At 61.2% G+C, this 26,406-nt stretch carries 31 protein-coding genes and 1 pseudogene; 12 read left to right on the top strand and 20 right to left on the bottom strand.

What is annotated here, in order from left to right; genetic code table 11:
• Positions 1–10: 10 nt before the first annotated feature.
• Together lptM and argH are read right to left on the bottom strand one after the other, a co-directional pair.
• On the bottom strand, positions 11–214 hold the full coding sequence (lptM, locus tag NBH21_RS12590; protein ID WP_250913376.1) for an LPS translocon maturation chaperone LptM: 204 nt from the start codon (positions 212–214) through the stop codon (positions 11–13).
• A gap of 95 nt (positions 215–309) precedes the next feature.
• Positions 310–1,713 (bottom strand): argininosuccinate lyase, encoded by a 1,404-nt coding sequence (argH, locus tag NBH21_RS12585; protein WP_250913377.1) that lies wholly within the window; start codon positions 1,711–1,713, stop codon positions 310–312.
• A 24-nt stretch (positions 1,714–1,737) separates the two neighbouring features.
• Here argH and tlpA point away from each other — a divergent pair, with 24 nt between their 5' ends.
• A complete protein-coding gene (gene tlpA, locus NBH21_RS12580; RefSeq protein ID WP_250913378.1) occupies positions 1,738–2,400 on the top strand; it encodes a thiol:disulfide interchange protein TlpA in 663 nt (220 codons plus the stop codon).
• Between the two features lie 44 nt (positions 2,401–2,444).
• Here the strand turns inward: tlpA and NBH21_RS12575 are convergent, their stop codons facing one another.
• From NBH21_RS12575 to ftsE, 4 genes are all read right to left on the bottom strand, one after another.
• The gene (locus tag NBH21_RS12575; RefSeq protein WP_250913379.1) at positions 2,445–3,236 is read right to left on the bottom strand and encodes a lysophospholipid acyltransferase family protein; all 792 of its coding nucleotides are present in this window, start codon (positions 3,234–3,236) and stop codon (positions 2,445–2,447) included.
• A gap of 84 nt (positions 3,237–3,320) precedes the next feature.
• Positions 3,321–4,028, bottom strand: a complete 708-nt coding sequence (locus tag NBH21_RS12570) for a YdcF family protein (RefSeq protein WP_250913380.1) — start codon at positions 4,026–4,028, stop codon at positions 3,321–3,323.
• 91 nt (positions 4,029–4,119) lie between these two features.
• A complete protein-coding gene (locus NBH21_RS12565; RefSeq protein WP_425340410.1) occupies positions 4,120–5,133 on the bottom strand; it encodes a cell division protein FtsX in 1,014 nt (337 codons plus the stop codon).
• A complete protein-coding gene (ftsE, locus tag NBH21_RS12560; RefSeq protein WP_163901868.1) occupies positions 5,126–5,785 on the bottom strand; it encodes a cell division ATP-binding protein FtsE in 660 nt (219 codons plus the stop codon). Before ftsE ends, NBH21_RS12565 begins: the two co-directional genes overlap by 8 nt.
• A 232-nt stretch (positions 5,786–6,017) precedes the next feature.
• Here ftsE and NBH21_RS12555 point away from each other — a divergent pair, with 232 nt between their 5' ends.
• From NBH21_RS12555 to NBH21_RS12545, 3 genes are all read left to right on the top strand, one after another.
• A complete protein-coding gene (locus NBH21_RS12555; protein ID WP_250913381.1) occupies positions 6,018–6,707 on the top strand; it encodes a hypothetical protein in 690 nt (229 codons plus the stop codon).
• A 69-nt stretch (positions 6,708–6,776) separates the two neighbouring features.
• Positions 6,777–7,319 carry a hypoxanthine phosphoribosyltransferase gene (gene hpt / locus NBH21_RS12550; protein WP_163901872.1) on the top strand — a complete coding sequence of 181 codons (543 nt, stop codon included), beginning with the start codon at positions 6,777–6,779 and terminating at the stop codon, positions 7,317–7,319.
• 163 nt (positions 7,320–7,482) lie between these two features.
• The gene (locus tag NBH21_RS12545) at positions 7,483–7,842 is read left to right on the top strand and encodes a response regulator (protein WP_250913382.1); all 360 of its coding nucleotides are present in this window, start codon (positions 7,483–7,485) and stop codon (positions 7,840–7,842) included.
• A 7-nt stretch (positions 7,843–7,849) separates the two neighbouring features.
• On the opposite strand, the gene NBH21_RS12540 is transcribed toward NBH21_RS12545, so the two are convergent.
• On the bottom strand, positions 7,850–8,398 hold the full coding sequence (locus NBH21_RS12540; protein WP_250913383.1) for a gamma-glutamylcyclotransferase: 549 nt from the start codon (positions 8,396–8,398) through the stop codon (positions 7,850–7,852).
• 52 nt (positions 8,399–8,450) lie between these two features.
• On the opposite strand from NBH21_RS12540, the gene NBH21_RS12535 reads away from it, so the two are divergent.
• Positions 8,451–9,464: a DUF2125 domain-containing protein gene (locus NBH21_RS12535; RefSeq protein ID WP_250913384.1), complete on the top strand. Its 1,014-nt coding sequence runs from the start codon at positions 8,451–8,453 to the stop codon at positions 9,462–9,464.
• A 110-nt stretch (positions 9,465–9,574) separates the two neighbouring features.
• Here NBH21_RS12535 and NBH21_RS12530 read toward each other — a convergent pair whose 3' ends face one another.
• The 3 genes from NBH21_RS12530 to NBH21_RS12520 form a co-directional block, all read right to left on the bottom strand.
• Positions 9,575–10,504, bottom strand: a complete 930-nt coding sequence (locus NBH21_RS12530; RefSeq protein WP_250913385.1) for a prephenate/arogenate dehydrogenase family protein — start codon at positions 10,502–10,504, stop codon at positions 9,575–9,577.
• On the bottom strand, positions 10,504–11,607 hold the full coding sequence (gene hisC / locus NBH21_RS12525) for a histidinol-phosphate transaminase (protein WP_250913386.1): 1,104 nt from the start codon (positions 11,605–11,607) through the stop codon (positions 10,504–10,506). The genes NBH21_RS12530 and hisC overlap by 1 nt, the downstream gene beginning before the upstream one ends.
• A gap of 113 nt (positions 11,608–11,720) precedes the next feature.
• Positions 11,721–12,470, bottom strand: coding sequence for a class I SAM-dependent methyltransferase (locus NBH21_RS12520; RefSeq protein ID WP_250913387.1), 750 nt, complete (start codon positions 12,468–12,470; stop codon positions 11,721–11,723).
• A gap of 84 nt (positions 12,471–12,554) precedes the next feature.
• Between NBH21_RS12520 and gloB the strand changes: the two genes are divergently transcribed.
• Entirely contained in the window at positions 12,555–13,325 is a 771-nt protein-coding gene (gene gloB / locus NBH21_RS12515; RefSeq protein ID WP_250913388.1) for a hydroxyacylglutathione hydrolase, read from the top strand.
• Positions 13,325–13,750: a cupin domain-containing protein gene (locus tag NBH21_RS12510; RefSeq protein ID WP_250913389.1), complete on the top strand. Its 426-nt coding sequence runs from the start codon at positions 13,325–13,327 to the stop codon at positions 13,748–13,750. Before gloB ends, NBH21_RS12510 begins: the two co-directional genes overlap by 1 nt.
• Positions 13,751–13,758: 8 nt before the next feature.
• Here NBH21_RS12510 and NBH21_RS12505 read toward each other — a convergent pair whose 3' ends face one another.
• The 3 genes from NBH21_RS12505 to NBH21_RS12495 are packed head-to-tail and all read right to left on the bottom strand — an operon-like array spanning position 13,759 to position 16,107.
• Positions 13,759–14,385, bottom strand: coding sequence for a lysoplasmalogenase family protein (locus NBH21_RS12505; RefSeq protein ID WP_250913390.1), 627 nt, complete (start codon positions 14,383–14,385; stop codon positions 13,759–13,761).
• A 30-nt stretch (positions 14,386–14,415) separates the two neighbouring features.
• Entirely contained in the window at positions 14,416–15,303 is an 888-nt protein-coding gene (gene yddG, locus NBH21_RS12500; protein WP_250913391.1) for an aromatic amino acid exporter YddG, read from the bottom strand.
• Positions 15,304–15,342: 39 nt separating this feature from the next.
• Complete coding sequence (locus NBH21_RS12495; protein ID WP_250913392.1) at positions 15,343–16,107, bottom strand: DUF3108 domain-containing protein; 765 nt, start codon at positions 16,105–16,107, stop codon at positions 15,343–15,345.
• A gap of 242 nt (positions 16,108–16,349) precedes the next feature.
• Here NBH21_RS12495 and rpmB point away from each other — a divergent pair, with 242 nt between their 5' ends.
• Positions 16,350–16,640: a 50S ribosomal protein L28 gene (gene rpmB, locus NBH21_RS12490; protein WP_099059485.1), complete on the top strand. Its 291-nt coding sequence runs from the start codon at positions 16,350–16,352 to the stop codon at positions 16,638–16,640.
• A gap of 102 nt (positions 16,641–16,742) precedes the next feature.
• Positions 16,743–17,378 carry a queuosine precursor transporter gene (locus tag NBH21_RS12485; RefSeq protein ID WP_250913393.1) on the top strand — a complete coding sequence of 212 codons (636 nt, stop codon included), beginning with the start codon at positions 16,743–16,745 and terminating at the stop codon, positions 17,376–17,378.
• A gap of 31 nt (positions 17,379–17,409) precedes the next feature.
• Here the strand turns inward: NBH21_RS12485 and NBH21_RS12480 are convergent, their stop codons facing one another.
• The 4 genes from NBH21_RS12480 to NBH21_RS12465 form a co-directional block, all read right to left on the bottom strand.
• Positions 17,410–18,447, bottom strand: coding sequence for an esterase-like activity of phytase family protein (locus NBH21_RS12480; RefSeq protein WP_425340409.1), 1,038 nt, complete (start codon positions 18,445–18,447; stop codon positions 17,410–17,412).
• Between the two features lie 4 nt (positions 18,448–18,451).
• On the bottom strand, positions 18,452–20,356 hold the full coding sequence (cobT, locus tag NBH21_RS12475; RefSeq protein ID WP_250913395.1) for a cobaltochelatase subunit CobT: 1,905 nt from the start codon (positions 20,354–20,356) through the stop codon (positions 18,452–18,454).
• 13 nt (positions 20,357–20,369) lie between these two features.
• Positions 20,370–21,362 carry a cobaltochelatase subunit CobS gene (gene cobS, locus NBH21_RS12470; RefSeq protein WP_250913396.1) on the bottom strand — a complete coding sequence of 331 codons (993 nt, stop codon included), beginning with the start codon at positions 21,360–21,362 and terminating at the stop codon, positions 20,370–20,372.
• A 66-nt stretch (positions 21,363–21,428) separates the two neighbouring features.
• On the bottom strand, positions 21,429–22,055 hold the full coding sequence (locus tag NBH21_RS12465; protein WP_250913696.1) for a J domain-containing protein: 627 nt from the start codon (positions 22,053–22,055) through the stop codon (positions 21,429–21,431).
• Between the two features lie 107 nt (positions 22,056–22,162).
• On the opposite strand from NBH21_RS12465, the gene NBH21_RS12460 reads away from it, so the two are divergent.
• Entirely contained in the window at positions 22,163–22,444 is a 282-nt protein-coding gene (locus NBH21_RS12460) for a BolA family protein (RefSeq protein WP_250913397.1), read from the top strand.
• Positions 22,445–22,511: 67 nt separating this feature from the next.
• On the opposite strand, the pseudogene NBH21_RS12455 reads toward NBH21_RS12460, so the two are convergent.
• The 3 genes and pseudogenes from NBH21_RS12455 to NBH21_RS12445 all read right to left on the bottom strand — a co-directional run.
• Positions 22,512–23,381, bottom strand: a pseudogene (locus NBH21_RS12455) (HlyC/CorC family transporter); the annotation flags it as partial.
• Between the two features lie 11 nt (positions 23,382–23,392).
• The gene (gene aroB, locus NBH21_RS12450; protein WP_250913398.1) at positions 23,393–24,520 is read right to left on the bottom strand and encodes a 3-dehydroquinate synthase; all 1,128 of its coding nucleotides are present in this window, start codon (positions 24,518–24,520) and stop codon (positions 23,393–23,395) included.
• Positions 24,513–25,109, bottom strand: coding sequence for a shikimate kinase (locus NBH21_RS12445; RefSeq protein WP_250913399.1), 597 nt, complete (start codon positions 25,107–25,109; stop codon positions 24,513–24,515). Before NBH21_RS12445 ends, aroB begins: the two co-directional genes overlap by 8 nt.
• 37 nt (positions 25,110–25,146) lie before the next feature.
• Here NBH21_RS12445 and NBH21_RS12440 point away from each other — a divergent pair, with 37 nt between their 5' ends.
• Positions 25,147–25,410 (top strand): hypothetical protein, encoded by a 264-nt coding sequence (locus NBH21_RS12440; protein WP_250913715.1) that lies wholly within the window; start codon positions 25,147–25,149, stop codon positions 25,408–25,410.
• A gap of 15 nt (positions 25,411–25,425) precedes the next feature.
• Positions 25,426–26,367, top strand: coding sequence for a site-specific tyrosine recombinase XerD (xerD, locus tag NBH21_RS12435; protein WP_250913400.1), 942 nt, complete (start codon positions 25,426–25,428; stop codon positions 26,365–26,367).
• The last annotated feature ends 39 nt before the right edge of the window (positions 26,368–26,406 follow it).

Here is a 26,406-nt window from a genome sequence, read left to right as displayed (position 1 = left end):
ATACGGCCTGTCAGAGAAGAGGATCGAGGATGAACGGATCGTCCGGCTTTGCCGGGGCAGGTTGAGGCTTGCCGCCGGTCGTGCGTACGTTCTGCTGGTCAGCCGGCATGCTCGGCGGATCGAGATCGGACTTGCGGCCACAGCCGGAAAGCACGAGAGCAGCCGTAACAACCAGGCCAGCGGCGACTATTGAGCGTCGAAACGTTTTCACCATCATCCTATCCACCGGAACATCTTCCTATAGCCTGTAGCGAAAATCACAGCGCTTGTGCACCCTTAATCTCGAAACCGGCCAGCAAACCAACGTGATCAGTTGCGGGCGCGCCACCAGGCGATCTGCTTCTTCACTTCGGAAGGCGCGGTGCCGCCATAGCTCTTGCGGCTGGCAACGGAAGCCTCGACCGTCAGGACGTCGAAAATGCCGGCGGTGATGGCCGGATTGATCGACTGCAGATCCTCAAGCGAGAGTTCCGCAAGATCGCAGCCCTTCTCTTCAGCGAGCGCCACTGCTCGACCGGTGACATGATGAGCCTCGCGGAAAGGAAGACCCGCTTCCCGCACCAGCCAGTCGGCGAGATCCGTCGCGGTCGAATAACCGGAGCCGGCAGCGGCCTTCATCCGGTCGGTGCGCACCGTCAGGTCGCGGATCATGCCGGTCATCGCTGCAATTGCCAGTTCGAGGCTTTCGGCAGCATCGAAGACCTGTTCCTTGTCTTCCTGCATGTCCTTGGAATAGGCGAGCGGCAGCCCCTTCATCACGGTCAGAAGCGCGATCAGCGATCCGTTGATACGGCCGGTCTTGGCGCGCACCAGTTCGGCCGCATCCGGGTTCTTCTTCTGCGGCATGATCGAGGAACCGGTGGAGAAGGCATCGGACAGGCGAACGAAACCGAATTGCGGCGTCGACCAGATGACAATCTCCTCGGCAAGCCGCGACAGATGGGTGGCGCAGATCGAGGCGATCGACAGGAATTCCAGCGCGAAATCGCGGTCCGAAACGGTATCGATCGAGTTGCGGGTCGGCTCGCGAAAACCGAGCGCCTTTGCCGTCATATGACGGTCGATGGCGAAGCCGGTGCCGGCAAGGGCCGCAGCCCCGATCGGGCTTTCGTCCAGATGTTCGATGGCGTGGCGCACACGCTGCCGGTCACGACCGAACATCTCGACATAGGCCATGCAATGATGGCCGAAGGTCACCGGCTGGGCGGTCTGGAGATGGGTGAAGCCGGGCATGACGGTATCCGCATGCTCTTCGGCACGGTCGAGGAAAGCGGCGATAAGGGAGGTCAGCGACACTTCGACCTTCTGCAACTCTTCCTTCACCCAGAGACGGAAGTCGAGCGCCACCTGGTCGTTGCGCGAACGCGCCGTATGCAGCCGGCCGGCGGCCGCGCCGACGAGTTCGGCAAGGCGCGCCTCGACATTCATGTGAATGTCCTCAAGCTTGCGCGAGAACACGAACTGACCGGATTTGATCTCTGACAGGATCGTGTTCAGGCCGTGAACGATCTTGTCTTTGTCGTCGGCCGAGATGATGCCTTGATGGGCGAGCATGGTCGCATGCGCGATAGAGCCGCGGATATCCTGGGCATAAAGCTTCTTGTCGAAACCGATGGAGGCATTTATCTCCTCCATGATGGCCGCAGGTCCGGAAGCGAAGCGTCCGCCCCACATCTGGTTGGAGGATTTCGTGTTCTTGGTGTCCTCGGCCATGCGATGCCCATCCTGGAGACTGCAATGACAGAAAAAAGACCGCTCGGACTTCCTTCCGCCAAGCTGGTTGCGATTGCGGCGGTCGCCGGCATACTCGCCGGCGCGGCAGCGGTATACGTGAAGCAGACCACGTCTGGCAATGGCGAGGTGGCCGCTGAAACCGCGCAATGTCAGGGCGCAGTCCAGAAAGCCGAGACCCTGAAACCCTTCACGACCGGACAGGTCGCCGCGATGGTGGCCGCCACCAGCCCCCGGACGATTACGGGCCTCAGCTTCAAGGATGTGTCGGACAAGGACATGACGCTCGCCGATTTTTCCGGCAAGACCGTCCTCCTCAATCTCTGGGCCACCTGGTGCGTGCCCTGCCGCGAGGAAATGCCGGCGCTCGACGCGCTGCAGAAGGCCCAGGGCAGCGACAAGTTCCAGGTGCTTGCGATCAACATCGACACCGGCAATGCCGACAAGCCGAAGGCCTTCCTCGAGGAGATCGGCGTGAATGCGCTCGGCCTATACCGCGATGCTAGCATGGGCGTCTTCAACGTGATGAAGAAGGAAGGACTGGCATTCGGCCTTCCCGTGACCCTGCTGATCGATGAGAAGGGTTGCCTGCTCGGCTCGATGAACGGCCCCGCCGCGTGGGGCAGCGAGGATGCAGCCAAGCTTGTCCGCGCCGCAACCGGCGCCTGACCGTCGTGAATTGACCTACGGGGATCGAACGCCTCACAATCCCGTCAGGACGACGAGGCTCCCTTGAGTTCGGCAATCCGCTTGCGTGCCGTCTGCGGCAGCGGCACATGCGGATTGTCCCGCACCGTTTCGACCAGGAGCGCGTCGCTCGCGCTTTCGAGCTGACCGGTCAGCGTTTCGAAAAAGGTATCGGGATCGAGGCCTGGCTGGATCGCCGGCAGGATTCTTACCTTGAAGTGGCCGGGATAGCGCTTTGTCGTGGTACGCGGCCAGAACAGGCCCGGATGCATGACCACCGGCACCACGGGAACCTGCAGGTCACGATAGATGCGGGCAATACCATACTTGTAATGCGGCACGGCGCCCGGCGGGCGACGGGTGCCCTCCGGATAGATGATGAGTTGGCGACCGCTCAGCATCTCCTGCTTGGTCCGCTCCATCACCGCGGCCATTACCCTGCCCCGCGCTCCGCGGTTGACCGGAATCATCCTCTGCTTCATCGCATACCAGCCGAACAGCGGGATCCACATGAGTTCGCGCTTCAGAATATAGACCGGATCGTCCAGCCGAGGCAGCAGGGCATAGGTATCCCAGAAGGACTGGTGTTTCGGCGCAAGGATGTAACTACCCTTGGGAATATTCTCGAGCCCTTCGATTTCGAAGGTCGTACCGACGATCTTCTCCATCAGCCAATGGCACGAACGCGCCCAGTTCTTCGGAATGAAATAAGCCTTCTTGCGCGGCAACAGGAAGTAGATCGGCGACAGCACGATCATCCACAGGATGAGATTGGCATAGAAAAGCGTATTGAAGAGTATGGAGCGCAAGGTGATCATGGAAGCTTATCCGTGGGCGGGCCGAGAAGTCCCTATCGCAAAACGCCGGAAAGCAAAAGCCGATGGCTCAGCTTTCCCGAATGATCATTCCACCTTGGCAAGATGGCTCTTGGAACGCAGTCCCTCGCCGACACCCCAGCCGATGACGCCACGCGCATAGGCGACGAGCGTCTTGCCATATTCCGAAAGCAGCGTCCTCAAGAGATTGGGTTCCGCATACCAGGCCGTCGTCTTCAGGTCGGAAATCACCACCGGATAAGGAATGAAGGTGGTCGACGGATCGATGCGGCGTAGCTCCATCAGGCTGCGCGGCATGTGGTAATTGCTGGTGACAACAAGAACCGACGAATAGCCGCGGTCGTGGATCCAGCGCGAGGTCTCGTTGGCATTGCCGATGGTATCCATCGCCTCGTAGCCGACATCGACGCAGCATTCGAAGAGATCGGGCGAGCTTTGCGTCACCTTGCGGATCTGTGCCGGCGTGGTCGTCGGATGCACCCCGGAAATCAGCAGCCGTCGCCCCATGCCCTTGCGCAGCAGTTCGATCGCCTGGTCGACCCGCTGATAGCCACCCGTCAGCACGACGATGGCATCCGCCTTGGCATCGACCGGCGGCGTGAACGTGGTCACGGCATCAGCGAAGCGCAGGAAACCCGCAAGCACCAGCGCTGAGGCAAAGATCAGCACCAGCCCGGCATAATGGAGAAAACGGCGCAAACGCCCATGGCGCGAGAGAACGCCGCCCGCCGGGCGCAGCGACAACTCCTCCCTGGACGCTTTCTTCCGTATCATTCGGTCCATCGACATGGTTCGTGAATAGCGCGCTTTTCACATACGGAACAGGCGGCTTTGTGGCAATTCAACAGGCTTTAAACGCGAGCGCTCAATCCTTGAGCAGGCCGTCAGTGCGTGCCGGATCCGATCTCACAAGATCGATTTCATAGATTGTACGCATGACCGTTATGCGGGCCGTGACCGTCGTCAGGAGCGCAATCACGATCATCGTGGCGAAAATCCCGAGGTAACCGAGATAGCCGATCGAGAAGGTTCCGAAAAGCGCCGTCGCCTGATCGCTCTCCGGCGTGGCGAGCGAGCGGCTCTGCCAGAAACCGGCCGCCGCAAAAAGTCCGGCAGCCAGAATGCCCCCGGCCGCGGCCCCCTTGAGGCTGATCTTGAGGAAATGCTTCTGGAACTCCTGGGCGACGAAAGAGCCTTCCGCGCCGACGAAATGCAGGACCTCGATGATGTGCCTGTTTCCGGAAAGCGCACCACGGGTGGCGAAAACGACCGTCAGAACCATGGCCGTGAAAACCAGAACGAGAATGGCGGAACCGATCAGCACTGTCGTGCGCGCCATCTGCACCAGCCTGTCGACCCAGGTACGGTGATCGTCGAGAAACGCCTGCGGCACTTCGGCCTTCAGGAGATCACGCATGGCGGCGAAATCCGGCGGATGCGTTTCGTCGATCGTGATGATGATGAGGCGCGGAACCGGCAGCTCGTTGATGTCGAGACCGGTGCCGAGCCAGGGCTCGAGAAGCCGCGCGGTCGCCGCATCGTCCATGATGCGGCCATCCTTGGTGCCGACGAAGGTGAGCGCCAGATCGCGCGCCTTGGTCAGCGCCTTCTCCATATCCAGATTGTCGTCCGGTTTGATCTGGATGGTAATTTCCCGGGAGATCTGGCTTTGCCAGCCGGCAGCCGTCGCCCGCACCATGCTGACCGCACCGAGTGTCAGGCAGGCGAGAAAGGCCATGATGGCGATCACCACCATCAGCGCATTGCCCTGAATGTTCGAGGGCGGCAGGATGGGACCGGTGGGCCTCACACTCATCTCGATGCGGCGCGGATTCTTGTCGGAATTCTTCCGGCGGGCGGGCTGATCAATGTTACTCATAGATGTCAAGCCGCCCGTCCGTGAGGATCATTCGCCGCGCATCCACCTGATCCATCAGCGCCAGGTCATGGGTCGCGATCACCACCGCCGTTCCAAGACGGTTGAGTTCGAGGAAGAGGCTGAGCAGCCGGCGCGCCATGGGCGGATCGACGTTGCCCGTCGGTTCGTCGGCAAGCAGAATTTCCGGCCGGTCGATCAGCGCCCTCGCAATCGCCACGCGCTGTTTTTCACCCCCGGACAGAACCGGCGGCAGGACGTTGATGCGCTCCCCAAGACCGACCCATTTCAACAGTTCCAGCACGTCCTTGCGATAGCTGTTCTCGTCCTTGCCCCGCACGCGAAGCGGCAGCGCCACGTTCTCGTAGGTCGTCAGGTGGTCGAGAAGCTGGAAGTCCTGGAATACGATACCCACCCGTCGGCGCAGCATCGGCAATTCGTTACGAGGGATGCGGGTAATATCCCGGCCAAAGCTGCGGATCAGTCCGCGCGTCGGCTGAAGGGACATGAAAAGCAGGCGCAGCAGGGTCGTCTTACCCGCCCCGGAAGGACCGGTGAGGAACTGGAACGAGCGCTTCGGAATGTCGAAGGTCAGGTCTCGGAGGATCTCCGGTCCCATTCCATAACGCAAACCGACATTTTCGAAATGGATCAAGCGACAGGCCCAGTCTCACGGATTTAAAGACCGGCCACATGTTAACGCCACACGTTAACCGCCGGTAAACAAGGGTCAAAGAACGGCTCTTTCAGCCGGATCTTTTCGAAGCATTAACCATTTGAATTTACGACTGGGGACAAATTGTTTCAATGCCCCAGTTTTGTCCGCCCCCAGACGCTTTGAAGAAAGGCGCTTCTTAGAAAGGCGGTTCAAGGAAAGGCTTCGGCCCATGAGCGCTGCAAGGTCCAGACGAGAGCCCGCCGAGCCGGTGATCGATCTCCTGCCGCCCGACCGCCGCCGTCCCCCGCACGCCTGGCCCATCCATGTCAACGAAGACATCGTAGACGCGCATTTCGTCACCGTGCGCGAAGCCAGGCGATCGCCGCAGGACGCGGGCGGTCGTACCGACGCCCGTAAGCCTCGCAACCGCTTCGCCTCCCGTCCTTCCGCCAATCGCTGGACCGACACACTGGCTGCGCCGCTACGCTCCGGCGAGCAGGCACTGCAACGGCTTTCCGAAAAAACCTTCGCCGTTCTGGTCTCGGCATCCTTCGCGATGATCTTTGCGGCAGCAAGCGTCTATGCGGGTGTCGCGGCACAGGAAGCCGCGCCACTACCGGCCTCCGGCCCCCTCGACATCACCCATGTCAGCCTGACACCGCAGGATGCCAACGGCATGCGCGTGCTGCTCGTCAACGCCATCGTCGAAAATCGCAGCCAGGGTCGCACGTCGCTGCCGAAGTTGCGCGCGGATCTGGTGTCCGGCGGCCAAGTGATCGCCAGCACCTATATCGACAGCCCGGTAGAAGAGCTTGACGCGGGTCATAGCCGCGGAATCTCGGCACGGTTGCAGCATCCCGGTGGAAAATTGCCGGAATTGCGGCTTTCCTTCGAAGAAGCGGATGCCTCACGCTCCTGACTGTGGTATCCGCCTTCCTTCCCGCGGCCGCCCGTCAGCATAAGGCCGCTGCGCTGAAGGAGCTTATTCATGCCTGTCGTCCGCGGAAAGAACATCGAGCCGCTTTACACCGCCGAGCAGATCGCCGAGCGCAACCATGTGTTGGCTGCCGAGATCGCCAGCGGTCCCTGTGACGACCTGCTGGTCATTTCCGTCCTCAAGGGCTCCTTCATTTTCGCAGCCGACCTGATCCGCGCCCTGCATGATGTGGGCCTTGCCCCCGAGGTCGAATTCATCACGTTGTCGAGCTACGGCACCGGCACGGTGTCGCAGGGCGTGAAGATCATCAAGGACATCGACAGCGATGTCAGCGGTCGCAACGTCCTCCTGATCGACGACATCCTCGAATCCGGCCGCACGCTGCTTTTTGCCAAGAACCTGATGTATGAACGCGGTGCGAAAAGCGTCACGATCGTCGTGCTGCTCGACAAGAAGGTGAAGCGCAAGGAAGTATTCGAAGCCGATTACGTGGGCTTCGAATGCCCCGACTATTTCGTCGTCGGCTACGGCATGGATGTCGCCTACGCCTTCCGTGAACTGCCCTTCGTAGGCGTCGTCACCGGCGACGCCTAGAGCCTTTCGAGGCACCGGCAGGAGGCGAACTCTTGCCGGCTAAGGAAGAGCACTTGTTAACCATGGGCGAGAGCGCCGCCCCTGGTGTTTACCGATCGAAAAGGAAAGCATGGTGATTTGCCTCCCGGGGGCACACAGACAAGACGGGAGCGCACGTTCGTTCATGGCTAGAATTCTGATTACCGAAGATGAAGATTCGCTGCGGTCCTTCGTGGCCCGTGCGCTGCGTCTCGACGGCCACGAAACCTATGAAGCTGCCGATGGCGCCGAAGGCCTGGAGCGGCTCTCGGAAGGCTCTTTCGACCTGCTGCTTTCCGATATCCGCATGCCCGTCATGGACGGCATCGAACTGGCGCACCGCGCCGCCTCTTCCTTCCCCGACATGAAGATCCTGCTGATGACCGGCTATGCCGAGCAGCGCGAACGCGCCGACGACCTTGCAGCGAAGATCGTCGACGTCGTTTCCAAGCCCTTCGCCCTGCCGGATATTCGCGAGGCCGTCGCCCGCGCCCTGGCAAGCTGACACAAGTTCAGAGCGCCTCTTCGACCCCGACACCTTCAAGCTTTGCGATTTCCGCCACGACCGACTCGAGCCAGTGGTCGTGGATACCCATTTCCCGGAGATGGGCCACCGTATTGGCGACATAGACGGGGTTGGGGCCTGACTGCCCGACAGCTGCATTGACGATCCGCGCCGCCTCACTGACCGTGACCGCGCCGCCATACTGGGCATGCGCGCGGTCGACGACATAGGTCACCGCTTTCACGATCCGTCCATCGTCCAGCTTCAACGGCAGGAGACGCTCCAGATAGACGTGAGTCACAAGCTCGCGCTCCCTGAGATAATCGAGCGTCTCGTCCTGATCGGAAAGCGGGACCTTGAAGGCAACCCCCCTGCACGAACCGCCCCGATCAAGACCGAGCACCAGCCCGGGACGCTCTTCCGTACCCCGATGCACCCATGACCTGACACAAAGCGAGCGGCGATACCCCATCAGCCGCGCCTGAATCCGTTCTTCAAAGGGAAAGCCCGGATTCCACATCAACGATCCGTAGCCAAACACCCAAAATTCGTCCATATCGCAAGTCATTCCCGTTTGCCGAACAACCATTCTACGATCGGAGCGCCGGATGGCAACGAACAAGCCCGAGACAAGTGCCGTCAGTCGCAAGATTATGCGCCTGGGTATTCTCATCATAGTCGGCATCGCCGTCTATACAGGTGCGTGGTTCTATGCCGCCAATTCGCTCCAGAAGAGTCTTCTTGCCTTCTTTGGCGGCGAAAATCCGGCAGAGGTCGATATCAGTTGCGACGATACTGCAGTCCGCGGCTTCCCCTTTCGCATTGGCCTGTTCTGCTCCAAGGTCGGGCTCGACGATCGTTTCCACGGCGTTTCCGCGTCATTCGGCGCCCTGCGCTCGGCAGCCCAGATCTATGCGCCCGGCCATGTGGTCTGGGAACTCGACAGCCCCGGCGAAGTGCGCTCGTCGCTCGGCTTTTCCGCAGCGCTGCAGTGGCAGGCGCTCAGATCGAGCGTCAACTCCGGCCTTTCCGGCGTAGACCGAACCTCGCTGGAGGCGACGGGATCCAAGGCGACCGTGACCATGATGACAACGGGCCAGACTTTTGATGCCGCCTCGGACCATCTGGAGGCCCATGCTCGCCGCAATGGCGATGATCTCGATGTCGCCCTGATGATCCGCAACGGCACATTCCAGCTGCCGGGCGGAACGCCTGTCATCCCGCCGTCCTCGACGACCGTGGACATGACCCTTGCGGGCAAGGCGAAATATCTCGACATGCAGGGAGACCGCGGCGAAGGCCTTTACGGCAGCAGCGGTGAAATACGCCGCATCGCCATCGACCTCGGCGAAGGGCGGATCCTCTCCGCCAACGGACCGTTCTCCATCGGCACGGATGGTCTGATTTCCGGCGAGCTACGCCTTGACCTCGAGGGCATCGACGCGTGGCGGAAAACCCTCGCTGAAGCCTTTCCCGATGACGCCGACAACATCAAGAGCGGCGCGAAGATCCTCAAGGCACTCTTCTCCGGCCAGCAGAACGGCGGCGTCGATCTGAAAATCCAAAACGGCGTCGTCATCCTCGGTGGCTTCATCCCGATCGGCGTCCTGCCGCCGATCTGAATCAATTCCAGCAAAAGTGGGAACCGGTTTTGCGTCCGGAATTGCGGGGAGACAAAGAGATAGAGCGTGTCGCGATCTTTCAGATTCGCCCGCCGGCAAGGTTCTGAGGATCAGACCTTCTTGTCGAGGGCGTGGCGACCGAAATCCGGTACGTCGACGTCCTGACCGGCCTCGATGATCGAGCGGCGAACCGCGCGCGTGCGGGTGAAGAGTTCGAACAGCTTGTCGCCCTCGCCCCAGCGTATCGCCCGCTGCAGATAGGCCAGATCCTCCGAAAACCGCGAAAGCATTTCAAGGATCGCATCCTTGTTATGCAGGCAGACGTCACGCCACATGGTCGGATCGGAGGCAGCCAGACGGGTGAAGTCACGGAAACCAGAAGCCGAATATTTGATGACTTCCGATTCGGTAACCGTCTCAAGATCGTCGGCGGTGCCGACGATGTTGTAGGCGATGATATGCGGCAGGTGGGAAACGATCGCCAGCACCTTGTCGTGGTGCTGCGGATCCATCTCGTCCACCCGGGAGCCGAGCGCTTCCCAGAAAGCCTTGAGCCGCGACAGAGCCTCGGCATCCGTTCCCGGCAGGGGCGTGAAGATGCACCAGCGCCCCTTGAAGAGGCCGATGAAACCGGCATCGGGACCGGATTTTTCCGTTCCGGCCAGCGGATGGCCCGGAATGAAATGCACGTTCTCCGGCATATGCGGCGCCATCTGCGCGATGACGGAAGCCTTGGTGGAGCCGACATCGGTGACGATGGCGCCCGGCTTCAGGTACGGAGCGATCTGTTTCGCCACCGCCTCGGAAGCCCCGACAGGTACGGAGACGATCACGAGGTCGGCGCCCTCGACGGCGTCGGCAGCCGACAGCGAATAAGACGTGCCGAGTTCCAGTTCCTCGGCCCGCTTCAGCGTATCGGCGCTGCGCGTCGATACCACCACCTCGCGGGCCAATCCGAGTTCCTTAACGTCACGGGCAATCGACGAGCCGATAAGGCCGATGCCGATGAGCGCGATACGGTCGAACATCGCTTCCGGCATCAGGCTCGACCCATGAATTCGGTGAGCGCTTCGATAACACCGATATTGGCCTCTGCACTGCCGATCGTCATGCGCAGCGAATTGGCAAAGCCGTAACCGCGCACCGCTCGCAGGATGTAACCGCGGCTGGTCAGGAACGCATCGGCTTCCTCGGCGCGCTTGCCATCGACATCCGGGAAATGCACGAGAACAAAGTTGGCGACCGAAGGCGTTACCTTGAGACCGAGCCCGGTCAGCGCCTCGGTGACCTTCTCGATCCAGACGAGGTTGTGCTCGACAGCCTTGCCGACGAATTCCTGGTCGCGGATCGCGGCAGCACCCGCAGCGATGGCCGGAGCGTTGAGGTTGAACGGACCGCGCACACGATTGAGCGCATCGAGGATTTCAGCCGGTCCATAAGCCCAGCCGACACGCAGCGCGGCAAGCCCGTAAACCTTGGAGAAAGTACGCGTCATGACGACGTTGCGGTTGCCCGACACCAGCTCGACTCCGGCCTGGTAGTCATTGCGGCGGACATATTCGGCATAGGCGGAATCGAGCACAAGAATGACATTGCCCGACAGCCCGGCATGCAGCCGGCGGATTTCGCTTGCCGGCACGTAGGTGCCCGTCGGGTTGCCCGGATTGGCGAGGAAGACGATCTTCGTCTTCTCGGTAACGGCAGCGAGGATCGCGTCGACGTCGACGGTGCAATCCTTTTCCTTCACCACGACGGGGGTGGCGCCCGCAGCCTTGATCTGGATCTTGTAGACCAGAAAGCCATGCTCGGTGATGATGCCTTCGTCGCCCGCGCCGAGATAGACGTGGCAGAGCAGGCCCAGAAGTTCATCGGAGCCGTTGCCGCACAGGATATTGTGGACGTTAAGGCCATGGACGTCGGCAATCGCCTCGCGAAGCGCCATCGCCTGCCCGTCGGGATACATTTCGAGATGTCCGGCGCTCTGCTGGAAAGCACCGATCGCCTTGGGGCTGGGCCCAAGCGGCGACTCGTTGGAGGACAGCTTGAAGACCCGGGCAACACCCGGCGCATGCTCCTTGCCCGGCACATAGGCGGCAATGTCGAGAATACCCGGACGCGGAGTAGGCTTCACTTCGATGTTCATCAAACTGGCTTTCTGTCTCGAAAAATCCGGACAAGCGCCCGGCCCTGTTGGCGAATGCCAATAAAGCGGAACGCCGGATTTGTCGAGACTTCAGGCGGAAAACCCGGCAGGTGTCAGCGCTTCGCAGACTGCCGGGTGGTGGGGATGCCTTGCGGTGCGATGACCGGCACGAAAACGCGGCGGGAGGCGCGCGCTGCAACCGGCAGCCCCTGATAAAGCCGCTTCTGCGCCTCGACGACGATAACGCCGGAGAAGGCAGGCCACAGTATGCGCCCGATACGCTCGAAACCGCTCCTAAGCCTCAGCACCGCCCGGATCTTCGACGGAGGAAAGAACAGGGCCTCGGCGCTCGCGCCCGGCGTGAAATTGGTTTCCCTGAGCAGGGTGGTCAACTGCCCGCGCGAATAAGGGCGCCCAGACCCGAACGGCGTGTGCTCCATCCGTGCCCAGACGCCGCGACGGTTCGGCACCACGATCACAAGCCGGCCACCCGGCGCGAGAATGCGCCAGATTTCCTTCAGCGTCTCGCGCGGGTTTTCCGTAAACTCCAGCGAATGCACCATCAGCACCCGGTCGATCGAGGCATCCGGCAGCGGCAACTCCTCCTCGAACACCAGCGCCGTGGCAGAGGGTTCTCCCACCGGCCAGTTCACCGCCCCCTGCCCCGCCGGCATGAAGGCAAAGGTCCGCTCGGTGTCGGTCCGGAAGCGATCGAGAAAGGGAACGGCATAGCCAAGCCCCACCAATCGCTCCTCCGGCATACGCGCCCAGAGCGACGAAAGAGCCATGGCAATCGAATGCTCCGCCACGCGCCCCAGCATGGAATGATAGAACTGACGGAGATCGACGATATCGACGTGCATCGCTCATTGATAGCAGGCGGCGATTGGACTTCAAGGCCGAACACGCTACATTCCGGCGAACAATCTGGAAGGGACTGCGGCCTGATGAAACCCCTCGAAATCGAAGTCTTTCTCTGCCGAAGCGATAATTTCGGCGTTCTCATCCATTGCGAGGAATCCGGCGTCACCGCCTCGATCGACGCGCCAGAACTGGCGCCGATCCTTGCCGCAGCAAGGCGGCGCGGCTGGTCGATCACCCATATCCTCACCACGCATCATCATGGTGACCACGTCGAGGCGAACCTGGCTCTGAAGGAGCATTTCGGCTGCGAGATCATCGGCCCCCGCAACGAAGCGGTCGCCATTCCGGGGCTCGACCGGGCCGTCGGCGACGGCGATAGCTTCAATTTCGGACTTAGGTCGGTGCAGGTCATCGAAACGCCCGGCCACACCGCCGGACACGTCTGTTACCACCTTCCGGACAGCAAGATCCTGTTTGCCGCCGATACGCTGTTTGCGCTGGGATGCGGACGCCTGTTCGAACGGCCGGCATTCGACATGTGGCATTCGCTGCAGAAACTCGCCGCCCTGCCGGACGAGACGGCTGTCTATTTCGGCCATGAATATACGCTCTCCAACGCCCGTTTCGCACTGACCATCGACCCAAACAATGCGCGACTGGTGACCCGCGCCGCGGAAATCGAGGAGAAGCGCCAGAAAGGCGAATTCACCATTCCGACGACCATCGGACTGGAGAAGGAAACCAACCCCTTCCTCAGGGCAGCCGACCCCGCGATCCGCCGCAACCTGCTGATGGAAGGACGCACCAACGAGGAAGTCTTTGCGGAGATCCGCAAGCGCAAGGATCATTTCTGATGCGGGCTGCAAATATCATCCAAACGCTCGGCATGCAGCGGCATCCGGAAGGCGGTTGGTTCGTGGAGACCTACCGCGATCCGGCGGGCGCGCCGCGCGGCCATTCGACCGCCATCTACTATCTGCTTGAGGCAGGTGAACGATCCCACTGGCATCGGGTCAGGGATGCAGTCGAGGTCTGGCACTATTACGCCGGGGCACCGCTGGCGCTCCACTCCTCCCCGGATGGAGATGAGGTCGAAACCATCGTGCTCGGCCCGGATCTCGCCAAGGGTGAAAGGCCACAGGCCATCATTCCTGCCGGCGGCTGGCAGGCCGCCGAAAGCCTCGGCGACTTCACCCTCGTCGGCTGCACCGTCGCACCCGGCTTCGAATACTCGTCCTTCGAGATGGCCCCGTCGGACTGGAAACCCGCCGGCGCGTGATCGACCGACTACAGGCTTACGAGCGAAAGCGTCAGGATGCACTGGGCGAAGAAATAGAAAGCCCACACTGCATAGCTTGCAATCTTCTTCTGCCCCTCATCCTTCAGCAGGAAGCTTTCGAGCGCAATGAGTGCGTCCGAAGTCAGGAAGGCGACCGCGCCGACGAAGACGAGGGGCGACGGCATCGTCAGCGACATCAGCCCCATCACCAGCATGGCGGCGATATAGGAGGCAATGGCAGGCGCCAGCGGCCCGGTCGGTTTCCAGAGGATACGCAGCAGGAAAGCGCCGAAAACGACAAGTACGACTGCCACCAGCCAGCGCCACGGCGCGGCCGTCAGAATGTCGAGATCGCCGGTCAGATAGAAGATCGCGGCATAGATCAGCAGCACGGTCAGAAAGACCTGGAGGCCGAGCTTGAAGGCAAGCTCGCCGCTGCGGGAGATCAGCGCGTCACCGATGGCGCTCAGGCCCAGCGCCACGATAACCGGCCACCATGCGCCGGAGAGAGCGGCGAAAACGCACAGAAGAATGATCGGCAATGTCTTCGCCAGCGTCCGGAAATGACTTTCCGGGCGCGGCAATATCGCGAAATAGGCAAGGCCTAACAGCACGGCGAGATAAAATATCGTCATGCCGCTACTTTGGCATGCGCCGCGAAACCGTCAAGCCTCCACTCTTTCCGTAGATTGACGTCGGCGGATCATGTCCCGGGCAGCGAGCATCGCGCCACCCGTGATCAGCAGGCAGGCAAGCCCGATCCTGAGGCTCGGCTCGGCGAAACCGAAGAGCGTGAGGATCAAGGTGGAGAGCAGCGGCGCCGCGTAGGACGAGGCTCCAAGGATCTGGATATCGCCGTTTTTCACGCCGTAATCCCAGGCATAGAAGGCAAGGCCTACAGGGAAGATGCCGAGCCCGACCACGGCGATCCATTGCGAAGCCGATTCCGGCCACACGGTCGTCTCCAGCCCCAGATGGCAAACGATCGATAGGATCGAGGTTGCAAGGCAGAAGCCCGTCACGACATCCGTCGATGCGGCCTCGAAACGCCGCGTGATCAGCGAATAGGCCGACCATGTGAAAGCGCAGAGGAAGGCGGCAAAATAGCCGAAGCCATAAGCGGGATCGAAGGAAATACCGTTCTTGGCAACGATCAGCACCGTGCCGGAAAGCCCTGCCAGTGCGCCAAAGACATGATACCAGCGCAGCTTCTCTCCCGGGAGCAGCGCCGAACCGACGACGATCAGCAACGGCCAGAGATAGGCGATCAGCCCGGCCTCGACGGCTGGCGCGTTCCTGAGGGCGGTGAAATAGAGGAAGTGGTAGCCGAACAGCCCGATGACGCCGGTGAGCCAGACCTTGGCGGGTTGCCGAAGCTCACGGATACGTTCAGGCCGAAGAATGAAAGTGATGATGCCCGGCAGACTGCCGATTGCAAAGGTGATCGCCGAAAGCTGAAAAGGCGGCATCTTGCCGGAGGCTGCCGTCAGCAGTGCCAGAAATGACCACATAAGAATGGCCGTGAACCCGATGAGCGTCGCCCTGATCTTCACCCTCTACCCCCCATGCGGGACAAAGGATTTCCCGCGTCCTCAGCCGTCGAATTTCACGGCAGTCACATACAGCGTTCCCATGCGCGTCGGCACGCGCGCGTAGACCGGAGCATATACCTTCAGCTGCGCCGTCTTGGCAAACCAGATTTCCATGCCGGTCACGCTGCGAAGATATTCGATATCCTTGCGTCCCTTGCGAAAGCCGGACTTCGGAACGTAGCGGATGCCGCAGACGACAGCCTCCCCTTCCACGTCACCGGCGGTGAAGCTGCGCGTTCCCTTCGGCGTCATGACGATATCCATCCGGCTCTCGCCGTCATAGATCGGCAGCGTCCGGGGGCAAACGGCTTCGCCATCGGGAACGATCAGCCCGGAGATAGGGTCGAACACGGATTTCAGATCGGCATCGGTCACGGGGATCCAGTTCGCCGACCGCGGCTTCGGCGGCGGATCGACGGTGGTCTTCGTCACATTGCCGTTATCGTAGCTGACGTCGTAGATGCTGGTCTTCTTGCCGGCTTGATAGACCAGACGATAATGCTGCGCCCGCATGCGCTGGCCGCTCAACTGGCCGGATACGGTGCTTTCGCCCGAGATTCTGGAAATGATGTCGACGAGGCCATAGGAGCGGAAATTAGCGGAAATCTTGTAGTTCTGATCGTTGATCTCGGTAAAGAACGAAGCCTTGGCGATCGGCAGCGCACCCAGGGAAACACTGTAATCGGTGCGATAACTGATATCCTCCCCTGCAGCGGATGTGGCAAAGGACGCCGCAAGAGCAAATGCGAGGCTGGCGAAACGCAAGATTGGGACCCTCAAATTCGAAAATGCCTGTTGCGGAAACTGTTTGGAGCTTCATCCTTCAACCGGACTGTGGCAAGAACATAGCGGAAATGGCCTGCCGATGAAGGAAAATCCAAGCTTTGGCTTGACGCGGCCCGCCAGTCTGACTATAGAACCGCAACTTTCCAATCAAGCGCCGTTGGATTGCTTGTCCGGCTGTTGTCCGGAAGCGATGCAATGGCAAAGAACAAAATAGGTGTACCATGTCCCGCAGTTGCGAATTGACCGGCAAGGGCGTCCAGTCGGGCAACAATGTGAGCCACGCGAACAACAAGACCAAGCGCAAGTTCCTGCCGAACCTGTGCGACGTTACGCTGATCTCGGATGCACTTGGCCAGCGTTTCCGCCTGCGCGTTTCCGCTGCTGCTCTGCGCTCCGTTGAACATCGCGGTGGCCTTGATGCCTTCCTCCTGAAGGCCAGCGAAAACGAACTTTCGATGCGCGCTCGCCTTCTGCGTCGCCAGATCGCAAAGAAGACCGCAGAAGCTGCATAAGCTTCCGCGCGACATCGATATAAAGGTATGAAGGCTTGATCGGGTCCCCGGCAGGCCTTTTCCTTTGTCCCTCCAACTGGTGGCATCACCCAGGATAAAAAAATGCAGATGACACGTGCTATTTTCGTTTATTCCCTGCTGATGACGGCCGTCGTAGTCGCATCGAACATTCTCGTTCAGTACCCGCTCTCGGGCGAGCTCGCAGGCATCAATCTCGGCGATCTACTGACCTATGGTGCCTTCACCTATCCGGTCGCCTTCCTGATCACCGACCTGACCAACCGCCAGTTCGGCCCCTCGACTGCCCGCAAAGTGGTGTTCATGGGCTTCGTGGTGGGCGTCGTGCTTTCCTTCGTCACTTCCCAGCCTCGCATCGCGATCGCATCCGGCTCCGCCTATCTGGCCGGCCAGCTGCTCGACATCTCCGTCTTCAATCGCCTGCGCCGGCTCGACTGGTGGAAGGCGCCGCTGATGGGTTCGCTCATCGGCTCCGCCCTTGATACCGCGATCTTCTTCTCGCTGTCCTTTGCCCCCGTCTTCTCCATGATCGGTCCCAATGACGATTTCGCCGTCGCATGGGCTCCGGTCCTCGGCATCTTCTCCGCCGAGGCTCCGCGCTGGATTTCGTGGGCTCTGGGCGATCTGAGTGTCAAGATACTGGTTGGCCTCATCATGCTCCTTCCCTACGGAGCACTGATGAGCATGCTGAAACCGACGATTCCTGCTCGCTCGGCCTGACTTTTCACGCCGGAAGACAACGGCCGGCTCGTCACTCGACGAGCCGGAATTCCAGCATCACCGTCCGCTGCAGGATAGAATGATTGTCATCCGAAACAAGGATGACATGCGTCGAGCCGTCCGCTGCGACGAAGGTATCCAGACCTTCCATGTTGTCGATCTGCGATGAGCCATTGGCCTCGAGGATAACCTCTCCATCGACGACGGCGCCGGGCTTGAGGCCCGATCCATCGATCCGGCGCAGCCGCATCGCAACGCCCGTGGCAATCGTGAAGCGACGCTCCAGCAACAGCAGATCGCCATCCGGAAGAAAATCTCCGTCGGTCACGTCGAAGCCGTCATAGGGCACGATCCGGAAACCACCCTTCAGGGGGCCGTCAAGAATACCGGCAAAGAGATTGCCGTCGCTGTCCAGGCTCTTTTCGGCGATGGCCACCAGCCCGCCCTTCAAGGGACCGTCCTGCGGTGCTGCGGCAAGGGTCTCAATACCGCCATTGCTCCGCAGCCTGCCGACAGGGAACGGCAGGGGCAAGGCGAAACGGAAAGGCCGCGAGGTCTCTATGGTCGAAAGCGGGGAGTAACCCGTGACACGATGTATCTGCTCGAAGCCGACAAAGGCTTCGTCACCGCGCAAGGCGAGGCTTTCCGCATCGACCGTGCGCTTCGGCGCCGAACTGCGGCCGGCGGCATCCAGCATCGGCGCAATGGTCACGTCATCGAGACCGGCAAGGCGGCCATCGGCGCCCCTGCTGATTGAACCCGTCAGCCAGTGGCCGGTATCGAGAACGCCGATGAATTTCGTGCCCCCATCGGTCAGCCTGATCGACGACCACGCTCCGAAAAGCCGTTCGGAAGACGAAAGCTCGAGCCCCCCGAGAAACTCCAGCGAGCCGAAACGCGTATCGGTCGAGCCGGGGCGGAATGTGGCGATCGATGTCGCATTGATAGGCGCGGCCACGATCTCGCTCGCAGCGCCGACATCACCCCAACCGACAGAAATGCCGATCAGTGCAGCCGCGAGCAGGCGGCCACACCGCGAACTATCAGACCGAACTCTTCCGGCCCGCACGCCTTCAGCCGGCACGACGCATGCGACTGCCGCGTTTGCCGCCGCCTTCGCTCTGATCCTCGAAAAGCGCCGCAAGCTGCTCGGTCATCGCACCCGCCAGTTCGTCGGCATCGACAATGGTGACAGCCTTGCGATAGTAACGCGTCACATCATGACCGATACCGATGGCAAGAAGCTCGATCGGCGAACGCGTCTCTATCTGCTCGATCACAGCTCGCAGGTGCCGCTCCAGATAGTTGCCCGGATTGACTGACAACGTCGAATCATCGACCGGCGCACCGTCCGAAATCATCATGAGGATCTTGCGCTGCTCCTGCCGTGCCGCCAGCCGGCTGTGAGCCCACATCAGGGCTTCGCCATCAATGTTCTCCTTGAGGAGACCTTCGCGCATCATCAGGCCGAGATTGCGGCGCGCGCGGCGCCACGGCGCATCGGCCGACTTGTACACGATGTGGCGCAGGTCGTTGAGACGGCCGGGTGTCGGCGGCTTGGCGCTCGCCAGCCACTTCTCCCTCGACTGACCGCCCTTCCAGGCCTTGGTCGTAAAGCCGAGGATTTCGACCTTGACGCCGCAGCGCTCGAGCGTGCGGGCAAGAATGTCGGCACAGGTCGCGGCAACCGTGATCGGCCGGCCGCGCATAGAGCCGGAATTGTCGATGACCAGCGTCACCACGGTGTCGCGGAACTTGGTATCGCGCTCCCGCTTGAAGGACAGCGGCTGCATCGGGTCGATCACCAGGCGGGTGAGCCGGGCGCTGTCGAGGTAGCCTTCTTCCAGATCGAAATCCCAGGAACGGTTCTGCTGTGCCATAAGGCGGCGCTGCAGCCGGTTCGCCAGCCGCCCGACGGCGCCCTGCAGATGCGCAAGCTGCTTGTCGAGGAAGGCCCTGAGGCGGTCGAGCTCGGCCTCGTCGCAAAGCTCTTCCGCGGTGATGACCTCGTCGAACTCCTGCGTGTAGATCCGGTAGTCGACCTTCTCGTTGAAATCGTCGAAGGGGCTTGCAGGACGGCGCATTTCGCCGGGTGTCTCGGAATCGTCGTCGCCTTCATCCGACATGTCGTCGTCGGAGATTTCGGCGCCGTCCATCTCGCCGTCTTCCATCTGTTCCTGCGAGGCTTCGCTTTCCTCGGCGGGAGCGGATTCGGAACCGGCCTCCTCTTCGGCGTTTTCCTGCTCTTCCTCGTTGCTGCGCGGCTGATCCTCGTCCGTGGACTGGTCGTCCTCGCCCTCCTCCTGATCCTCGCCCACATCCTCCGCCATTTCCATGGCCGAGAGCATGTGACGGACGACCTTGGCGAAGGCCTGCTGGTCGTTGATCGTCCCGTTGAGCTGATCGAGGCTGGAGCCCGCCTTCTCCATGATGAAGGGGCGCCAGAGATCGAGAACCTTGCCGGCGCTGGCGGGCGGCTTTTCGCCCGTCAGTTTCTCGCGCACCAGCATGGCAACGGCCTCCTGAATCGGAGCGTCCTCCTGCCGGCTGATACCGGAGAAATTCGCCTTGGCGTATTTCTCCGCATGCATGGCGCTCATGTTAGCAGCCATGCCACTCATCCTGAGCGCACCGATGGATTCCACGCGCGCCTGTTCAACGGCGTCGAAGACGGCACGGGCATCCGTACCCTGCGGCGCCATGACGGCATGGACCTTCTGGTCGTGGCAGGCGATGCGAAGCGCCATGGAATCGCCGAGACCTCGGGTCACGGCGAGCTCATGGGCCGTCGGCCGCTTGGAGAGTTCCGGCAGGCGCACGCGCTCGCCGGCGAGGCCTGGTCGCTCGTTGGCGAACACCACCTCGACTTCCGCACTGCCGGCAACCGACCGCACGCAGCCGGTTATCGCCCGCCGCATCGGCTCGGTATCAACGCCCATGCCGGGCTTCGCATTCACATTGTCGCCGCGACCTGCCATTCCGATCGCCTTCTTACGCGCCTACAACGATGTTGGCGGCGCTCTCCTTGAGTTCGACACCGAAGGCGCGCTGGTACTGTTCGGCCACCAGCGTACGCTCGAGTTCGTCACACTTGTTGAGGAAGGTCACGCGGAAGGCGAAGGCGACATCACCGAAGATCACGGCGTTTTCCGCCCAGGTGATGACGGTACGCGGGCTCATGACAGTCGAAAGATCGCCGTTCATGAAAGCAGCACGCGTGAGATCAGCAAGCCGAACCATGCGCGAAACCGTGTCGCGGCCGGCGTCGTTGCCCGCAAAGCTCTTCACCTTGGCGAGAACGATATCGACTTCCTTGTCGTGCGGCAGGTAGTTCAGCGTGGTGACGATGGACCAGCGGTCCATCTGCGCCTGATTGATCTGCTGCGTGCCGTGGTAGAGACCGGTGGTATCGCCGAGACCGACCGTGTTGGCGGTCGCAAACAGGCGGAAAGCGGGGTGAGGACGGATGACGCGGCTCTGGTCAAGGAGCGTCAGGCGGCCGGAGGATTCCAGCACGCGCTGGATGACGAACATGACGTCCGGACGGCCGGCATCGTATTCGTCGAACACGAGCGCGACATTGTGCTGGTAGGCCCAGGGCAGAATACCGTCCTTGAATTCGGTGATCTGCTTGCCTTCCTTGAGGACGATGGCGTCCTTGCCGACGAGGTCGATACGGCTGACATGGCTGTCGAGGTTGACGCGCACGCAAGGCCAGTTCAGCCGGGCTGCGACCTGCTCGATGTGGGTCGACTTGCCGGTACCGTGGAAACCGGAAACCATGACGCGGCGGTTATGGGCAAAGCCTGCAAGAATCGCGAGCGTCGTCTCGCGGTCGAAGAGATAGTCGGGGTCGAGATCCGGCACATAGGCATCTCCCTTGCTGTAGGCCGGCACGCGCAGGTCGGTATCGATGCCGAAGACTTCGCGGACCGACACAGTCGTGTCGGGGAGATTGGTAATATCAAGTTCAATTTTGCTCATCGTGTCTCCATGCCGGACGCCCCGGACCCGGCCGCATAAAAATGAAACTTCTTGCCAAGCTTCGGATTAACAGAAACCAGCCTGCTTTAACAATTGGTACGCCTGAATGACAGCGCGAAAGCGCTCTTCCGAGCCCCGGTCTCCGCCATTTGCGTCAGGATGGTGTTTTTTTACAAGCTCCTTGTAGCGGCTCTTGATCTCCGCCGGCGAGGAATTGCCGGGAAGCCCCATCGTATCGAAGGCTTTGGCCTCCAGACTCTTCAGTTTACGCAACTGCGGCTGCAAGCGCGGCCCATTGCCGCGGCTCTGCTGCACGAAGCCGAAAGGGTCCTTCATACGCGCTTGCGAAGCAGCCGAACCCGACCGCGCGGTCGAATGCAGCGGGCTTGCGCGCGCAGCCTTGTTGACGCCGACCGTCCAGGTCGGACGGTGCCCGGTGATCGCTTCCTTCTGGTAGCGAGCGATTTCCCCGTCCGAGAGGCCGGAGAAATAATTGTAGCCCTTGTTGTATTCCTTCACGTGCTCGAAGCAGAACAGAAAGAACTGGCCCTCGGCATTGCGACCGACAGGCGCGCGATGCGCGCCCGGCTTGTCGCAGCCGTCCCACTGACAAGTCGCAGGTGCGGGCTCGGCTTCCGGCGCTTTTTTCCGCTGCGTCCGGATCCGATCGAAATATTTTGAATCGAGTTTCATCCGGTGATTATGCTGCCTCCGGCAAATGACGACAAGAATTGACAAACGCGAATGTTCGGAGCTTTGTGGGGGCTTTTTCGAGGGCTGCCGAAGCAGATTGGGAAAGCATGGCCATACGCACCACAATTGAGGCGAAACTGCGCGCGGCCTTTTCGCCGGAACGGCTCCTGGTGATCGACGAGAGCGCCCAGCATGCCGGCCATCAGCCTGACATCACGGGCACGGGCGAAACCCACATGCGGGTGAGGATCGTGGCCGCCGAATTTAAAGGCATGACGAGGCTTGCCCGGCACCGGGCGATTACAGCGCTACTCAAGCCGGAACTCGATGCAGGCCTGCATGCGCTGGCAATAGAACCAGCCGCGCCGGGTGAGGAAACCCGCTGGTAACCGCCAAACGATCCGTTATCCGTGGGAACCAGTCTCAGATGGTTCCGCAACGGGTCGATTTCAAGCGTTATTCCGGTCTCTCGATGCCCTCAACCGGGCGAATCCTGAGCTTGGTCAGGCGGTTCTTCTCGCGTTTCATGACGATGAAGCGCTTGCCGTGAAACGTAAACGCCTGACGCTCTTCCGGGATGGATTTTGATTCGTGGATGACGAGGCCGGCGATTGTCGTCGCCTCCTCGTCCGGCAGGCTCCAGTCGAGCACGCGGTTGAGGTCCCGGATCGGTACGGAGCCATCCACCACGATCGAACCGTCCGCCTCCTGCTGAACTCCCTGGATCTCCAGATCGTGTTCATCGGCAATGTCGCCGACGATCTCCTCGAGAATATCCTCGAGCGTCACCACACCCTGCACTTCGCCATATTCGTCGACGACCACGGCGAAATGCATCTTGCGCCGCAGGAAGGCTCCGAGCTGATCCCGGAGACTGGTGGTGTCGGGCACGAACCAGGGTTTCTGCGCAACCTTGGTAATGTCCAGCTTGTCCGGTTCGACGCCGGGTTCGGCCAGTGCGCGCAACAGGTCCTTGGCATGCACCACGCCGACGATGTTTTCCGTCGAACCCCTCCAGAGCGGCATGCGCGTATAAGGACTTTCCAGCACCGCCCGAACAGCGACCTCCGGCGGATCGTCTACATTGACGCCCCGCATGGCCGTGCGATGCCGCATAACGTCGGAAACCTCAAGTTCCTCAAGCTCGAAAAGACCGCTCAGCCGGTCGCGCTCCGGCCTGTCGGAAGAGGCTTCTCGATGAACGAGCTGAATCGCCGCATGAAGCTCGTCGGAAGTGGCGAGCGTCAGTGTCTCTTCAGAAAGGCGCGCACCGGTGGCACGCAGGAGGCTGCGGATCAGCGCATTGACAGCGCGCGACAGCAGGCCATTTCCCGAGGTCATTTCTTGCGCTTTTCCTCCAGGAAACTGACCACCTCGGAGGCAGGCACATCGTCGGCGACGAAGGACTGGCCGATGCCGCGGGTCAGGATGAAGGTGAGCTTGCCGCCCTTGACCTTCTTGTCCTGCGCGATGGCGTCCATCAGGAATTCGGTCGATGGCAGCTCGCCCGGAATCTCGTCGATCCGGGTCGGCAGGCCAACCGCCTTGAGATGGGCCTCGACACGCCCGGCATCATCCGGGCTCGCCAGATTGAGCCGCGCGGAGAACTGGTGCGCCAGCACCATGCCGATCGAGACGCCCTCGCCATGCACGAGGCGGCGGCTGTCGTATTCGGTTGCAGCTTCCAGCGCATGGCCGAAGGTATGGCCGAGGTTCAGAAGCGCCCGGCGACCATTCTCCCGCTCGTCCGCCACGACGACGTCGGCTTTGGCCTGACAACTCGTGGCGATCGCCTCGATGCGGGCAGCACCGCCGGAAAAGACTTCCTTCCAGTTGTTTTCGAGCCATTCGAAGAAGTCCGGCTTATCGATCAGGCCGTATTTGGCGACTTCGGCATAGCCGGCGCGGAATTCTCGCTCGCTCAGCGTATTCAGCGCATCGGTATCGGCCAGCACGAGGTCGGGCTGATTGAAGATGCCGACGAGGTTCTTGCCATGGCGGGTGTTGATCCCGGTCTTGCCGCCGACGGAGCTGTCGACCTGCGACAGGAGCGATGTCGGGATCTGCACGAAGCGCACACCGCGCCGGACGATCCCCGCAGCGAAACCGGTGAGGTCCCCGATCACGCCGCCGCCGAGCGCGATAACGGTATCGTTACGCTCGATCCGCGCCTCCAGCAGCACGTCGCAAACCTTGGTGAGGCTATCGAAGCTCTTGGTCTTCTCTCCCGGCGGCAGACTGATGGACACGGCTTCGATACCATCGGTCTGCAGACTGTCCATCAGCGGATCGAGATAGAGTGCGCCGACGTGTTCGTCAGTGACGATCGCCGCCTTCCGCCCCTTGATTCGCGTCGATATCTCGCCGCCGGCCCGGCCGATCAGGCCGGGTCCGATCAGTATGTCATAAGCGCGCTCGCCTAGCGGAACATGCACCAACCGTTCGATATTGTCTGAACTAGTCATTCTTGCTTTCTGCCTTTGCGGTATGGTCGATGATCGACGCCAGAACCTCGTTGGCGATGATCTCCTTGCGCACGTCGCGCGACACGACGGAGATGTCGGCCAGCGCATAGACCGGGTAGCGCTTCTGCATCAGGTCCTCCAGCGTCTTCTTCGGATTTTCCGTCTTGAGAAGAGGCCGGTGATCGCGCTTGTTGACCCTTTCCCATAACACGTCGAGATCGGCATTGAGCCAGAGCGAAATACCACCCTTCTCGATCTGTCTGCGGGTCTTTTCATTGATGAAGGCGCCGCCGCCGGTGGAAACCACGCGCGGGCCGGATTTCAGCAGGCGCTTGATCACGCGCGTCTCAAGCGCACGGAACTCGTCTTCGCCATAAGCGGCGAAAAGCTCGCTGATCGTCATGCGCGACACACGCTCGATTTCCACGTCGGTATCGACGAAGGGCAGGCCAAGCTGCCCCGCGACCATGCGGCCGATCGCGGATTTTCCAGCGCCCATCAATCCGACGAAAACGAGATTGCGGCGCCCCAGCGCGGCCCGGGCACGCTCGCCCAAAGTCGGGACATCGGGAAAAATCGTATCGGTCATCGGCCTGTTCGCAAGTGTTTTAACACGGTATTTACAAATGCAGGGCAAGCGTCAAGCCATACGCATGAAGGAAAGCGATGGCCGCGCGCCTTGCAATGCGCAGGATGCGTCGTCATATCAGCTTTCGGCCTGCCCCAAGGACGATGCCATGCCTACCTTGTTCCGTTTCGCTTTCTTCTGCGCCACTGCCGTCGCGATCGTCTACGGCATAATGTGGTCTCTGGTGGTATTCGTCGAACCCCGGGAACGGGATGTCACCGTTCGCATCCCTTCCGAGCGGGTCAATCCGCCCGTACAATAACCAGCGGAGGCCATCTTGTCCGATTTGAGCCAGGCCCGCATGGAGGCCTTCCTGGAGATGATGAGCGCGGAGCGCGGAGCCGCCGCCAACACGCTATCATCCTACGAGCGCGATCTCGACGACCTCCACGACTTTCTCTCCTCCCGGAAGATCGGTATCGACGCGGCCGACCAGCAGACGCTTTCCGCCTATCTCTCGGATCTCGCCAAAAGGGGATACGAGCCGACCTCACAGGCCCGCCGTCTCTCCACCATGCGGCAGTTCTACAAGTTCCTGTACGCCGAGGGCTTGAGGGGCGACGATCCGACGGCCATTCTGGACTCTCCGAAGAAATCGCGGCCTCTTCCCAAGACACTTTCCGAAGACGAGGTGAATCGGCTGCTTTCGCTTGCCGAGCGAGAAGCGGCCCTTGTCGGTCCCGGACACCTGTCACGGCTGCGCATGCTGGCCCTGCTGGAACTGCTTTACGCCACAGGCATGCGCGTCAGCGAACTGGTGGCCCTGCCGGTCAAGGTTCTGGCGCAGGAAGGCCGTTTCCTGATGATCCGCGGTAAGGGAAACAAGGAAAGGCTGGTGCCGCTTTCCAAGGCCGCGATCGCGGCGGTCGCCCGCTATGGCGAGATGCTGGCCGCCGAAACGGATGGAGAAACCGGCCCCTTCCTTTTCCCCGCGGCGAGCAAGGAGGGCTATCTCCCCCGGCAGGTTTTCGCCCGCGACCTCAAGGATCTTGCGATCAGGGCCGGCTTGAGGGCGTCAGCCATTTCTCCCCATGTGCTGCGCCATGCCTTTGCCAGCCACCTCCTGCAGAACGGCGCAGACCTGCGTGTCGTGCAGGAATTGCTGGGTCACAGCGACATTTCCACCACACAAATCTACACGCATGTGCTGGATGAAAGGCTGCAGAAGCTGGTCCAGACACATCACCCCCTTGCAAAACAGGCCAAAAACCACGATTAGAGCCTCGGCTCTCCAGACTGGCAATGCCAGCGCCAGGCG

Origin of the sequence: Ciceribacter sichuanensis, from assembly GCF_024055605.1 — a bacterium.
In the GTDB taxonomy this organism is placed as follows: Bacteria; Pseudomonadota; Alphaproteobacteria; order Rhizobiales; family Rhizobiaceae; genus Allorhizobium; species Allorhizobium sichuanense.
Note: the sequence above shows the minus strand (reverse complement) of the source record. Positions and strands in the feature narration are given on the sequence as shown.